Source organism: Bradyrhizobium sp. BR 10261 (genome assembly GCF_019455395.1).
GTDB lineage: Bacteria > Pseudomonadota > Alphaproteobacteria > Rhizobiales > Xanthobacteraceae > Bradyrhizobium > Bradyrhizobium manausense.
Genome location: NZ_JACOFQ010000023.1, coordinates 1 through 12171 on the forward strand (window position 1 = coordinate 1; position 12171 = coordinate 12171).

The window sequence follows — 12171 nt, forward strand, 5'->3', positions numbered from 1 at the left end:
GTGTCCAGGCTCTCGCTGGTCTCCGTCAGAAACTCCCGCAACAGATCATCCATGAGCTACGCCTTACTGAGCTGGACCCCAACGTCCGCGCCGCCTGCAATTGGCAGAAATCCGCTCCTAGATCGTTAGACAACCCATTTCACGGTCCCGTTAATTTAATCCTCCGTGCTAATACGGATATTGAAGAGAAGTTTTCGATTCGACGGACGCGCGACCGCGGCCTTCGGCAAGTTCGGGACGGAGCTTCGGCCCCGGAACGCGATAGGTAAATGCGAGGATAACAGCGTCACGACGGGCGCGAATAAATTCCGCCAATGTCGGCGGATAGATAAGGGCCGCACAAATTGAATCAAATCACCGGCGATTGGCATTGCATCCGCGGCGTTTGGTCGATGTGCCGATGACATCAGCAAGACGCGCACTCGCGGTAAACGGATTCTGATCCGCCCGGCGTCGCGAACAATAACGCGTTAACCGGGCCGCGCAGCGGCGGCATGATGCTCCGCGAACTAGTCCCTGATCGCGGCCAGCAGCGCATCCGGCGTGAACGGCTGGCGCAGGCAGCGCGCCGCGCCGCGTGCGAGCGCCGTCCTCAGAAAGTCCGGCGCCGCCGCATTCAGTCTGCGAAGGCTTCCTATCAACGTTTGAATTTCCCGCTTCGGCGATTCAACAACTGCACCGTGGCGCACGCCGTTCTCCTCTCGGTTGCATTGAAATCGTGATGACCGCGCGTGCGGCCGGCCTGGCGCAACATGCGAACGGGATGAAGACCATATGTTCGGCCAGGCCGCGCAATGGCGCGAAGCAATGTCTTACGGCCCCCTCCACACTTTCCCCGGTCGCGACGCAGGACAGGCTCACCGCCGCAAATGCGGCAGGCCGTCTGCCCTCCAACAGGTATATGGACAGCAACACAACCGTCGCCATATGATTTCGCCGCCGCGCAACTGGGTGCGACACGTCTCATGGCATGCGTGGGATTGCGCCTATATGACCGCAAGCGGCCGACCGCCCAACCAGCTGCTGCAAATGCTCGACGCAGCAGATTTTGAGCTGTTGCGCCCTCACCTCGTCACGATTGAATTGGTCAAAGCAACTGTCTTGAGTGAAGCTGATGTGGCGCTGCGACATGTCTACTTTCCACATGACGGGGCCGTATCGATCACCGTAGACCCTTCCGAAGGGCAGACCATCGGGGTGGCGATGATCGGACGCGATAGCATCGTCGCCGGCGGCGCAGCCCTCGCCGACGGAATCGCGCTGTCAGATGCCGTCGCGCTCTTTCCCGGGACCGCATCCGCCGTTGAAATCTCGGCGTTTCGCAACGCTGCTGCGGCGAGTGCCCGGTTCCGCAGCCTGGTTGTCAGGCATGAGCAAGCCCTGTTCGCGCGCGCACAGCAATCCCTGCTCTGCAATACGCTTCATCCTGTCGAGGCGCGGCTGGCATGCTGGCTGCTGCGCGCCCATGATCTGTCCAACAAGACAGCCTTCCCGCTGACCCAGGAAACCCTGGCCCAGATGATGGGCGTGCGACGTAACGCCGTCTCACTGGTCGCGCATGAACTGCAACGCGCCGGAATCATCCGGTACAGCCGGGGCCGGATCGAAATCACCGATCTGTGCGCCCTGGAGGCGACATCCTGCGACTGTTGTTCCGCCGCAAGGGCTCATCACGCGCGGCTGCTGCGACTCCCGCCTTGACGCCGTTGACAGCTCAACCCGTTGTATTCCGGAGTGCACACAAGCCGCCAAAGAAACAAAACATCGCGCGGTCCGTAAGGTCTGTGATTGCCAACTTATCCTGCGGGGAACAAGATGGAACTTGTTATTGAGCGAGGAATCGATTTCGAACCAAGATTGTTTGATTGACGAGACGGGAGGCAGCTTTGGAAACGATGGTGCGCCCCTCCAACGGGCTCCTGTCGGCGCTGTCGACAGACGATTATGAACTGATCCGCCCATATCTGCGCACGGTCGATCTGCCGCATGACGCCGTGCTGGTCGAGACCGGAGAAACGCTCAAGCGCGCCTACTTCCCGCACCGCGGCGTGATCTCGCTGGTCGTGAAGCTCGCCAAGGGCGAGCATGTGCAAGTCGCCATGATCGGCCGCGACAGCCTGCTTGGCGCGCTCTCGACCATGGGCGATGCATGCGCGCTGAACACCGCCATCGTGCTCATTCCCGGCGTCGCATCGGTGATCGAGCTCGACCGACTGCGCATGGCGGCTGAGCAAAGCTCCAGCCTGCGAACGCTACTGCTTCGTCACGGCCTCGCAGTCTACGCCCAGGTCCAGCAAACCGCCGGCTGCAACGCGGCGCATCCGGTGGAGTCGCGGCTCTCCCGCTGTCTGCTGCACACCCATGATCTGTCGGGCGACTATCGGCTGCTGCTGACGCAGGAGGCCATGGCGCAAATGATCGGAGCGCGGCGCAACAGCGTGTCGCTGGTCGCCAATACTTTGCAGCAGGCCAATTTCATCCATTACAGCCGCGGACACATCCAGATCCTCAATCTCGACGGGCTGCGCCAGACGGCCTGCGAATGCTATGCCACGGTCAAAGCCCAGTACGATCGACTGCTCGGGCCCTGACGGCGCGCACGGAGCGGCAGATGGTAAAGCAAGTGCTTAACTCAGCCGTCAAACACCGCGCTTCTCGTGACCAGAACTGCAATCGGAATGACTTAAATCTCCCGGACGCCGCCAAACGGGGACCGGGACAACCATGTTCGACACCACATTCGCGCCTGCGCCTGGCGCGCACCATACCGCGTCCCAGCGCGAGCTCGAACCGCTGCGCGAGGCCGGCGCGTTCGACGCGCTGGTGCGCGAAATCGGCGAGGACGGCGCCAGCGAGGTGCGGACGGTGTTCTGGAGCGAGACTATCGCGCGGCTCAAACTGTTTCGCACGCTGGCGCTCGACCAGCACCGGGCCAGGATCGGGCGCGAGGCACATTCACTGAAAAGCACCGCCCGGACGTTTGGCTATGTCAGGCTCGCGTCGCTGGCCTCGCTGCTGGAAAGCACGGCCGATGCACTCGGCGCCGCTGAATTTGATGATCTTCTGCAGCAATTGGATGCGGCCTTTGCCGGCGCAAAGGCGCAGGAATCGCGGGATTGACGGCCCCGGATATCCCCGCCGTACTTATACGGTTTGCAATTTTCACAGATGGCTAATCATAGGTGGCGATAGTCCCCGGAAACCAGGAGGGTTTCCATGTTCACCTATGAGACTGCGGATCAGAAAGAAGTCCGTCGCTTCCGCATCGCCCAGTTCAACGGGCGGATGGCTACGGTGAAGGCGGGCGAGTCCACGGTGACGGGGTTTGTCCGCTCCGTGCTGGAGCAGGAATCGACCATCCCGCCACGCTGGACCATCACCATCATCCCGAATACGCCGAAGGAAGAACCGAAGATGCTGCGGCCGACTTCGCGTGTGCGCCCCTTCGCCGAAGATTATTTCTAGGCGCAATGGCACCGCCGCAGAGGCGGCGCCAGACGACAAGCTCAATCGATCGAATGCAGTAGCGCAGCGCGGACGAGGTCTGCGGTGTTTCGTGCGCCGAGCTTGCGCATCGCTTCGGCCCGATGGCTCTCGAAAGTGCGTGGGCTGATCTGCATCCGCAGCGCACCCTGCTTGTTCGAAAAACCCTCGCTGATCAGCCTCAGCACTTCGCGCTCGCGCTTGGTCAGCCGCTTGCCCGAGAGGCTCGAGAGCTCGGAGCCTGCTTCGCGCGGTACCTGCAACGCGTGGCCGGCCTGCAGCTCGGGAACCTCGGTGATGGAGCCGGCCTTGTGCGAGCCGGCGAGCTGCTTGACCAGGCCGCAGACGCGCTCGGTCTGGGTCAGCGCATTCGCGACCACCTGCTGCAAATAGGCGCGTTCGTTCGAAGCGGGCGCAAGCTGGTCGCTGTGATGCTTGATTTCGCCCATATAGAGCAGCAGCGCGGTCAGGGGGCCGTTGAGCTCGCGCGCAATGGCCGCGGCCCTCTCGTCGGCTGCCTTGGCACGGGCGGCATTGAGACGGACGAAATCGAGCTCTTCAGGTGCAGAAGCGCTGCTTTCGAACCTTTCCGACGGCCGCGAATCAGCAACCGTATCGTTCTGTGACCCCATGTGATTCGTTTAGCGGAACCCGAGGCCTTGTGTGGTTAACTTTTTGCTCCGTAAGACTACGGTGATTTTGTCGGTTTTGTGCCGAAATGCTGGCACAGGCACAATTTATGCTTGTGTCCGGACGTTCAAGCCCTCGCGAAAGTTGCTGAGCCTGCCCGATTCGTAGGCAACCTCCAAAGACATCCCTAACGAGATCAGTACCGGCCGGCCCGGCGTCCCCCATTTTACGGATAAATTAACGGCGGCTTGCTTCTCTTGTCACAATTGAGAGCGCGCGAATGCCTCCATGCATCGGGCCGACAGGCCTGCTGGAAACGTTGCAAGAGACTGCGTGCAATGGACGAGATCGACCAGCTTTCGGAGTTCCTGCAGAAGCTGACGCCGTTGTCGCGCAGCTGTCTGCTGAGCGAACTCGAGCGGCTTGAAGCCTGCGGCATCGACATGCCGGGCTCGGCGGAGATCCAGGCCAAGCTGCGCGCCGAATTCCGCAAGGATGGATCGAACCAGGCGCGCGCCACCAATCCGTCGCGCTACTTCTTCGCACCGCTCGAGCTGCTGCTGATTGACGGTGCGCCCGAGCATGCCAATGCGGGACGGATCTCACGCAACACGCTCACCCCGATCTGGGAATGGATCTGCCGCGACCTGCTGCCGACCATGGCGCGCGACTACGTCAGGGCGATCAACGACCAGGTCACCGCCAACAATCCCAAGGAAGTGCTGAAGATCGCAACGAACTTCCAGGGCAAGGTCGTCAAGGTGCTCGAGAACACGCTCGCCTCGCCGGAGAGCACAGAGTTCGCGCGCGCCAAGCTCGCGCAATACACGGCCTCGCGCACCGCCTTCGACGACGTGAAGAAGATGCTGCAGGTGCTGCGCGCCGGCGACGCGCTGCCGAAATTCAACGCGAAGCTGCCCGACACCATCACGAAATTCGACGACGGCCAGGTCGCGCAGATCACCGCGCAACTCGACGCCTTCAAGAAAGCCTATCCCGATGCGCTGCCGTTTGCGCTCGCATTGGTAGCGAGGCGCCTGAAGACGTTCTGGCGGCTCATATATCTCGCAACCAAAGGGGCCGCGACCAAGAGCGCGGACGAGGTTGCAGCGGCGCCCTATGCCTGCGTCGTTCCCATGGTGCTCGACCGGCTCGACGACAAGCGTTTGGCCTTAAGGATCGCGCTCCGCCATAATCGGTTCCTGGTCGCGCGCGACCTGCTCACCGAAATCTACGACGCCGAACATTCGCTCAAGGTCCGCATCGACGGCATCGAGCGATGCGAATGGGGCGTCCGGCTTCAGCAATTGATGGACGCGATCGCGGCGCTGGTGGCGGCCGAGGTCAGCCGCTTCCCCACCAATGTCGGTCACATTCTCGGCTCGCGGCGGCTGCGCAGCCAGGACACGCTGGGCGGCAAGCTGAGTTATCTGGCCTGGAAGGGCCGCGACGCCGTGCAGGATGGCGCAGCGGCGTTTCGCAAATTGATCGGGGTGACCTGACTCCTCGAGATTTTACTCGGGCGTGTGCGGCAGCGTCAGGAAGCGATCGAGAAATCGCCCCGACATCACGAATCTGAACCACCAGTAGATCATCCGCCGCATCGACATAGCTGCAATCCCTGATAGCCCACCACCGGCCGCGCGCAGCAATAGCGCATGGGCGGCATCAGGCGTGTGAGGTGCTTCACACGCGTCTGCCGTCGGACCGGGCGGATTTGCCGCATAACCGTCACGCGCGGCGACGGAACTTGCGCGCATCGCGCGAAAATGAGTTCGTGGACTGGGCGTATCGCTTCTATCCTCCTGTCCATCGCATGCCTCATGGAAGGACATTGGCAATGAAATCGCTCCGCCTGACATTGACCGTGATGACGTGGCTCCTGGGCGCGTTCGCGTCAGCGGCGATGGCGCAGACGGCGCCGCCTCCGGGCACTTCCGCGCCGACCACCGACAATGCCGTCCTGCTCACAATCTTCTTCAGGCACGACCAGTCGCGTCCACTCAGTGAGCTCAACGCTCAGCTGGACAAGCAGGGCTTTCGCAAAGCCTTTCCGCCCGCGGGTGTGGAGGTCGCGAGCTGGTACGTGATGATGGGCATCGGCCAGGTGGTCACGCTGCGCCTGCCGGCCTCGCGCCTACGCGAAGTCAACCGCATCATCGAGGATACAGCGTGGGGTCCGTACCGCACGGAATTCTATCCGACCTATGACTACAAGGCGGTCGGCATGGCCGAACACGACAAAGCCACAGCCAATTGAGGCCGGCGTTATTCAATTGGGCGAAGTGCGCGCCGGCTTCGTCCAACTGCGGGACACCGGCTGCGCGCATCGGCGATGCGCTCCTCGCAAACTCTCACCGGATTTAGCGCATAGCTGCACGCAGCGCGCAGGCGGATCTGAAAACTTCTCGAAGAGAATTCGAACAATTTTACAAATGTTGCGAGCTTTAACGTTATCAGGATAATTCAAGATTCGTGTGAAGCTCTCCATACTATAACGCCCCACATTCCGTTAACTCGACTGTAACGGAATGGGAGCGGTCTGCGATGAACGATGGGATTGGTGAGCTCGCCGGGGGGCGGCTGAGGACCTTCGGACGACGGAAAATAATGCCGCGCGCATGCGTAGCCGACAGCAAGCGCCATCTGCGTGCCTTCATGAGCGAGGTGCTCGAGGATATTGGCTTCGTCACCAGCGAATGCAGCGGTGCGAGCGAGCTGCAGGCGACGCTGGCCACCGATCTGCCGGACCTGATCCTGCTCGGCATCGCCGCCGACGGCATCGAGCCCGGCCAATTCCTGGAGGTTCTGGTGCGCGAACGCTTCGACGGCAAGGTGCTCGCTGTCGGCGCGCGCGACTCGATCATCGTGAAAGCCGTGCAGCAGGTCGGCGAGGAGTACGGGCTCACGATGCTGCCGCCGCTCACCACGCCCTTTGCCGCCGACACGCTGCGTGACCGTGTTGCGATGCTGCTGCCGGAGGAGCCGGCCCCGAGCCCGGCCGTGCATGTCGGCGAGGCCCTGCATGCGGGCTGGCTCGAGCTTTGGTACCAGCCGAAAATCGACGCGCGCTCGCTGGTTCGCCGCGGCGCCGAGGCGCTGGTGCGAATGCGCCACCCAACCTGGGGTGTGGTGCCACCGGCCTATTTCATCCCGGAGGAGCACGATCCGCATTTCCGCGACTTGTCTGAATTCGTGATCGAGCGCGCCGTGCAGGACTGGCACTATCTCCTGGAACAGCAGAGCGCGGTCGATCTATCGATCAACTTGCCCGCGCCTTATCTCAAGGAGCCGCAGGCCGTGCGCGATCTCTGCCGCCGCATGCCGATGCATCCCGCCTTTGGCGGGCTGACGATCGAGATCGCCAGCAATGAAGCGATCCACGACCTCGCTTTCCTGACCGATATCGCGCGCGAGATGAGCTTCCATAATATCGGCCTGTCGGTCGACAATCTCGGCGCCAATTGGCCGGAGCTGATGGGACGGGACAAAATTCCCTTCATCAAGCTGAAGGCGGACCGGCAATTCGTCACGGGCTGCGGCAATGACCGCCTGAAGCGCACGGTGTGCCGTCACATCGTCGAGCTCGCACGCGGCTACGGCGCCCGCGCCGTCGCGGAAGGTGTCGAGAGCCGGGCCGACCTGATGGCCGTGAACGAGCTCGGCTTCGACCTCGTGCAAGGCTATCTGTTCGGCAAGCCGATGCCGCTGAAGAAGTTTGCCAGAAGCGCGCAGACTCGGCCGGTGATGGCCCAGGGGTGAGACGAGAGCCCTCAGGCGTATCTTCGCGCGAAGAAGACGCAGACGACCACGAGCGCGGTCGCGGCGATCATGCTCCATGCGACCGGCTCGTGCAGCAGGAAGCCAGCCAGCGCGAGCCCGAAGAACGGCTGGAGCTGTTGCAACTGGCCGACGCGCGCGATGCCGCCGATCGCAAGGCCGCGATACCAGAAGATGAAGCCGACGAACATGCTGAAGATCGAGACATAGCCGAGACCGATCCAGGCAGGCAGACCGACGCCGTTCCATGCCTGAGGCCAGGCCCAGATCATGACGGGCAGCATCAGCGGCAACGCCAGCAGCAGCGCCCAGGAGATCACCTGCCAGCCGCCAATCCGGCGCGACAGCGCGGCACCTTCGGCGTAGCCGAGCCCGCACAGCACGATCGCCGCGACCATCAGCAAATCGCCGGTGAGCGAGGCCGAGCCGTCATTCGACAGCGCAAAGCCCGCGACCGTGGCGCTGCCGAGGGTGGCGAACAGCCAGAACAGCGGCCGCGGCCGCTCGCCGCCGCGCAGCACGGCGAAGATCGCGGTCGACAGCGGCAAAAGGCCGATGAAGACGATCGAATGCGCCGAGGTGATGTGCTGAAGCGCCAGTGCGGTCAGCAGGGGGAAGCCGAGCACGACGCCCACGGAGACGATGGCGAGCGAGGCGAGATCCTTCCGCTCGGGCCAAGCCTGGCGCAGCAGGCCGAGCACGGCCGCACCGATCAGCGCGGCGATGATCGCGCGCGACGAGGTCAGGAACAGCGCGGAGAAGCCGCCGACTGCCACACGCGTCGCCGGCAGTGAGCCGCTGAAGACGATGACGCCGAGAAGCCCGTTGCCCCAGCCGCTGCCCGCAGATCGCATGTCCATCTTACCTTTTTGGGCGACGATCCTCGGTCCGGGCCGATGGCAAAGCCAGTCACAATCCCATACAATCCGGCCAAGCTGTATGGGCATGGAAGGTCATACACCTTGGATGGCGAGGCGCAGACAAAGGGGCGTGGCGGCACGCGGACCGTCGACGTGATGAGCGCGATCCGCGCCAAGGTGGCCGGCCGCGCGCTCAGTGCCGGCGACCGGTTGCCATCGATCCGGAGCCTCGCCGCGGCGATGGGTGTTTCGCCATCCACGGTGGTCGAAGCCTATGATCGCCTCGCCGCCGAAGGGCTGATCCGCGCCCGCCGCGGCTCTGGCTTCTATGTCTCGCCGACTGTCACGCCGCCGCTCGCCTTGACCGAAGCCGGGCCGCGCCGCGACCGGGCCGTCGATCCGTTCTGGGTCTCCCGGCAATCGCTCGATGCGGATGCGGGCGTGCCGAAGCCGGGCTGCGGCTGGCTGCCGCCGGAGTGGATGCCGGACGCGGCGCTGCGGCGTGCCACCCGCGCGCTTGCCCGCAGCGACGCCAGCGTGCTGACGAACTACGGCTCGACCTCCGGCTCGCTCGCGCTGCGCCGGCTGCTGCTCACGCGCCTCGCGGAAGACGAGATCGAGGCCCCGATCAACCAGCTGATGCTGACGGGCTCCGGCACGCAGGCCGCCGATTTGATTTGCCGCTTCCTGCTGCGTCCCGGCGACGCCGTGCTGGTCGACGACCCCTGCTATTTCAATTTCCGTGCGTTGCTGCGCGCGCATCAGGCGAAGATCGTGAGCGTGCCCTATACACCGTCGGGCCCCGATGTCATCAGCTTCGAGAAGATCCTCGCCGCCGAACGGCCGCGGCTCTACATCACCAATTCAGCACTGCACAATCCGACCGGCGCGACGCTCTCGCTTCAGACCGCGCACCGGCTTCTGACCCTGGCTGCCGCACACGATCTCACCATCATCGAGGACGACATCTTTGGCGATTTCGAGCCGGAGCGATCGCCGCGCCTGGCTGCGCTCGATGGATTGAACCGTGTGATCCGCATCGGCAGCTTCTCCAAGACACTCTCCGCCTCGGTCCGCTGCGGCTACATCGCCGCACGGGCCGATTGGGTCGAGCATCTCGTCGATCTCCAGGTCGCAACCAGCTTTGGCGGCCCGAGCCCGGTCGCGACCGAGATGATCGTAAAAGTCCTGGTCGGCGGCAGCTATCGCAAGCACATGGACGAGCTCCGGCAAAAGCTCACGCGGGCTCGTCGCGATGTGGCGCGAAAACTCGGGGCGCTCGGCATCGAGCCCTGGCTGATGCCGCGCGGCGGCTTCTTCCTGTGGTGCCGCCTCGCCGACGGACAGGATGCCACGGCGGTTGCGCGCGCTGCGCTTGAAGAGGATGTGGTGCTGGCACCGGGCAATGTGTTCAGCGTGTCGCAGACCGCGCAAAACTTCCTGCGCTTCAACGTCGCGCATATGAATGATCTGCGGATGTGGGATGTGCTGCGGCGAGCGTTGAAGGCGCAAGCCAGCTAATACCACGGCTCCTCATAAACAGGCTCGCCGTCGAGCAGCAGCCGCTTGATCGCGGCACGGCCCGAGGGGAGCACGGCGGCGACGATTCGCAGCTTCTGCTGGTTGCGGGCTTGCTCGAGCTTCCTGCCCTCGCCTTCCGGCACGAAATAGCTTTCCAGGCCGTATCTGATCGTCAGCCTGTCGCAGAAGATGCGGCCTGACGAGCCGCAGGAATAGCTGACGCGGCCGCGGATCAGCACCTCGGGCGCCGTGACCGCGACAGGGACTGATTGCACCGAGACGGCCCGATAGAGGCCATCGGCATCAGGCGCCAACTTGACGAACACGACCGGATTGCGCTCGGCGGACGGCTGTCCGGCGAGCGCGCCTGCCGGCAGTTGCGTGATGTCATAGCCGAGCGTGACGTAGTCGCCGCGCAGGAGGTCGCGGGGATCGACCGGCCGGGTCTGCAAGGTCACTTCGCGCCCCTCGCGCAGGATCTGCGTGCGATCGGTGACCATCAGGATCAACAGCGCGCATTGCAGCAGGATCGCGACGCCGAACAGCACGGCTTTCGGAATGCGCTGCCAGAGTGCGGAGAGCTTCATCATCGCCCGGCCCTCTTCAGCATGCGATTGAGCGCTGACGCGAACACGACGGCGATGACACCGGCCGCGGCCAGGAAGGCCGAGCGGCGCAGCAGCGAGCCCTTCACGGCCCAGGTGATGCCCGCGATGACGCCGGCGATGCCGAGCCAGCCGGCGACGATGCGCGGGCGCACGTCATCGAGCACGCCTGACACGACGAGGCACAGCATGGCAGCGAGCAGTACGGCATAGGCGAACCAGGGCTCGCCGGCCGCGGAGGCCGGCCAGATCGGCGCGGCGACCAGCACCAGGCCGATCGCACAGGCCGCGAGGATCTCACCGGCGCGCCTTGTCACGCCGGCGGAGGCGAGCGCAAGAACCACGCCGGCAATTCCGCACAGGATCGCCCATGGCGGCTGCGATGGCGCCGCACCGGTTCGGAAGCGGAAGATGTCGTCGATCGTCATCACCTCCAGGGAGGCAACGAGTCCAAGCGCAAACGCGCCGTAGATCGACAGCACGCTGCCGAGCCGCTGCGCCCTCGGCGAGGGATGAGCTGCGATCGCGAGGCCGGCGCCGAACAGCAGCGCCGCACCATCAGCCAGCACGAATGCCGGCTGCATCCCATCGAGATCGAAGCGCAACGCTGTCGCGATCCACCACGGCAGCAGCGCGATCGCAACGAGATGGGCCGCGACCCGGGAATTCCAGGCGAACGCAAGCGCGGCGGCGCTCAGCCAGAGCAGCAGGAACGGAAGATGCAGGACATCAGGCGCGTCATAGACGCGCATGCAGGTCCAGATGGAGGCGGCGACGAGGGCGACCGCAAGCGCGCCGCGCGAGCCGGTCAAAACGGCGGCAGCGAATGCGCCGATCGCCCACAGCAGCATGCCGCCGGCAAAATCGTCGCCGAGATGATACATCTGGCCGACCAGCGCGATGCCCGCACCGAAGATGATGGCACCGATGCTGGCGCAGAGATCGGCGAGAATAGTGCGGCCAGTCGCGGCGAACCACGCGCCGAGACCGCCTGCGACGATCATGCCGGCGAGCAGGATCGCAAACCGCAACAGGCGCGCGATCTCGGTCCAGTGCGCCGCGACGAAGGCGAGGAACGCGGCCGAGATCAAGAGGCCGCCGACGATGGCGACGACGACGGCGATGTTGATGCCTGATGAGAGCGGCGGCAACGCATTGCGAATGGCGCCAGCCGCCGCCGGCGCAATCACGCCATCGGCCTCCCATTGCGCAAGGTCAGCCTCGAGGCGCTGCCGGTAAGCTTTGTCGAACATCGTCGTGGGATCACATGGTCGTGGATCAGCCGGCCGACT

Annotated in this window: 14 protein-coding genes; 8 read left to right on the forward strand and 6 right to left on the reverse strand. The window is 64.0% G+C overall.

Translation table 11 applies throughout. The features are described 5' to 3' along the window. Window positions 1-509: 509 nt before the first annotated feature. Window positions 510-689 (reverse strand): hypothetical protein, encoded by a 180-nt coding sequence (locus HYH07_RS36840; protein WP_409363911.1) that lies wholly within the window; start codon window positions 687-689, stop codon window positions 510-512. A gap of 301 nt (window positions 690-990) precedes the next feature. On the opposite strand from HYH07_RS36840, the gene HYH07_RS24610 reads away from it, so the two are divergent. From HYH07_RS24610 to HYH07_RS24625, 4 genes are all read left to right on the forward strand, one after another. Further along, a complete protein-coding gene (locus HYH07_RS24610; protein ID WP_220004931.1) occupies window positions 991-1701 on the forward strand; it encodes a Crp/Fnr family transcriptional regulator in 711 nt (236 codons plus the stop codon). A 194-nt stretch (window positions 1702-1895) separates the two neighbouring features. Next, window positions 1896-2591, forward strand: a complete 696-nt coding sequence (locus tag HYH07_RS24615) for a Crp/Fnr family transcriptional regulator (protein WP_220005037.1) — start codon at window positions 1896-1898, stop codon at window positions 2589-2591. A gap of 133 nt (window positions 2592-2724) precedes the next feature. Next, a complete protein-coding gene (locus HYH07_RS24620) occupies window positions 2725-3120 on the forward strand; it encodes an Hpt domain-containing protein (RefSeq protein ID WP_220004932.1) in 396 nt (131 codons plus the stop codon). A 96-nt stretch (window positions 3121-3216) separates the two neighbouring features. Beyond that, entirely contained in the window at window positions 3217-3465 is a 249-nt protein-coding gene (locus HYH07_RS24625) for a hypothetical protein (RefSeq protein ID WP_057740838.1), read from the forward strand. Between the two features lie 41 nt (window positions 3466-3506). On the opposite strand, the gene HYH07_RS24630 is transcribed toward HYH07_RS24625, so the two are convergent. Then, the gene (locus HYH07_RS24630) at window positions 3507-4115 is read right to left on the reverse strand and encodes a helix-turn-helix transcriptional regulator (protein WP_220004933.1); all 609 of its coding nucleotides are present in this window, start codon (window positions 4113-4115) and stop codon (window positions 3507-3509) included. A 336-nt stretch (window positions 4116-4451) separates the two neighbouring features. On the opposite strand from HYH07_RS24630, the gene HYH07_RS24635 reads away from it, so the two are divergent. Beyond that, window positions 4452-5615, forward strand: coding sequence for a hypothetical protein (locus tag HYH07_RS24635; protein ID WP_220004934.1), 1164 nt, complete (start codon window positions 4452-4454; stop codon window positions 5613-5615). Window positions 5616-5627: 12 nt separating this feature from the next. Here the strand turns inward: HYH07_RS24635 and HYH07_RS24640 are convergent, their stop codons facing one another. Then, entirely contained in the window at window positions 5628-5873 is a 246-nt protein-coding gene (locus HYH07_RS24640) for a hypothetical protein (protein WP_220004935.1), read from the reverse strand. A gap of 80 nt (window positions 5874-5953) precedes the next feature. On the opposite strand from HYH07_RS24640, the gene HYH07_RS24645 reads away from it, so the two are divergent. Together HYH07_RS24645 and HYH07_RS24650 are read left to right on the forward strand one after the other, a co-directional pair. Continuing rightward, on the forward strand, window positions 5954-6373 hold the full coding sequence (locus HYH07_RS24645) for a hypothetical protein (protein WP_220004936.1): 420 nt from the start codon (window positions 5954-5956) through the stop codon (window positions 6371-6373). Window positions 6374-6660: 287 nt separating this feature from the next. After that, window positions 6661-7875, forward strand: coding sequence for an EAL domain-containing protein (locus HYH07_RS24650; RefSeq protein WP_220004937.1), 1215 nt, complete (start codon window positions 6661-6663; stop codon window positions 7873-7875). Between the two features lie 11 nt (window positions 7876-7886). On the opposite strand, the gene HYH07_RS24655 is transcribed toward HYH07_RS24650, so the two are convergent. Continuing rightward, window positions 7887-8747 (reverse strand): DMT family transporter, encoded by an 861-nt coding sequence (locus HYH07_RS24655; protein ID WP_220005038.1) that lies wholly within the window; start codon window positions 8745-8747, stop codon window positions 7887-7889. Between the two features lie 162 nt (window positions 8748-8909). Between HYH07_RS24655 and HYH07_RS24660 the strand changes: the two genes are divergently transcribed. Next, window positions 8910-10274: a PLP-dependent aminotransferase family protein gene (locus HYH07_RS24660; RefSeq protein WP_409363912.1), complete on the forward strand. Its 1365-nt coding sequence runs from the start codon at window positions 8910-8912 to the stop codon at window positions 10272-10274. On the opposite strand, the gene HYH07_RS24665 is transcribed toward HYH07_RS24660, so the two are convergent. Further along, a complete protein-coding gene (locus HYH07_RS24665) occupies window positions 10271-10864 on the reverse strand; it encodes a GDYXXLXY domain-containing protein (RefSeq protein WP_220004939.1) in 594 nt (197 codons plus the stop codon). The genes HYH07_RS24660 and HYH07_RS24665 overlap by 4 nt on opposite strands. After that, window positions 10861-12132, reverse strand: coding sequence for a DUF2157 domain-containing protein (locus HYH07_RS24670; protein WP_220004940.1), 1272 nt, complete (start codon window positions 12130-12132; stop codon window positions 10861-10863). The genes HYH07_RS24665 and HYH07_RS24670 overlap by 4 nt, the downstream gene beginning before the upstream one ends. Between the last annotated feature and the right edge of the window lie 39 nt (window positions 12133-12171).

Bases quoted from the DNA above. Each gene is read 5' to 3' on its own strand.
- HYH07_RS24610 (WP_220004931.1), top strand. From the start codon at position 991: ATGACCGCAAGCGGCCGACCGCCCAACCAGCTGCTGCAAATGCTCGAC.
- HYH07_RS24615 (WP_220005037.1), top strand. From the start codon at position 1,896: ATGGTGCGCCCCTCCAACGGGCTCCTGTCGGCGCTGTCGACAGACGAT.
- HYH07_RS24620 (WP_220004932.1), top strand. From the start codon at position 2,725: ATGTTCGACACCACATTCGCGCCTGCGCCTGGCGCGCACCATACCGCG.
- HYH07_RS24625 (WP_057740838.1), top strand. From the start codon at position 3,217: ATGTTCACCTATGAGACTGCGGATCAGAAAGAAGTCCGTCGCTTCCGC.
- HYH07_RS24630 (WP_220004933.1), bottom strand. From the start codon at position 4,115: ATGGGGTCACAGAACGATACGGTTGCTGATTCGCGGCCGTCGGAAAGG.
- HYH07_RS24635 (WP_220004934.1), top strand. From the start codon at position 4,452: ATGGACGAGATCGACCAGCTTTCGGAGTTCCTGCAGAAGCTGACGCCG.
- HYH07_RS24640 (WP_220004935.1), bottom strand. From the start codon at position 5,873: ATGCGCGCAAGTTCCGTCGCCGCGCGTGACGGTTATGCGGCAAATCCG.
- HYH07_RS24645 (WP_220004936.1), top strand. From the start codon at position 5,954: ATGAAATCGCTCCGCCTGACATTGACCGTGATGACGTGGCTCCTGGGC.
- HYH07_RS24650 (WP_220004937.1), top strand. From the start codon at position 6,661: ATGAACGATGGGATTGGTGAGCTCGCCGGGGGGCGGCTGAGGACCTTC.
- HYH07_RS24655 (WP_220005038.1), bottom strand. From the start codon at position 8,747: ATGCGATCTGCGGGCAGCGGCTGGGGCAACGGGCTTCTCGGCGTCATC.
- HYH07_RS24660 (WP_409363912.1), top strand. From the start codon at position 8,910: ATGAGCGCGATCCGCGCCAAGGTGGCCGGCCGCGCGCTCAGTGCCGGC.
- HYH07_RS24665 (WP_220004939.1), bottom strand. From the start codon at position 10,864: ATGATGAAGCTCTCCGCACTCTGGCAGCGCATTCCGAAAGCCGTGCTG.
- HYH07_RS24670 (WP_220004940.1), bottom strand. From the start codon at position 12,132: ATGTTCGACAAAGCTTACCGGCAGCGCCTCGAGGCTGACCTTGCGCAA.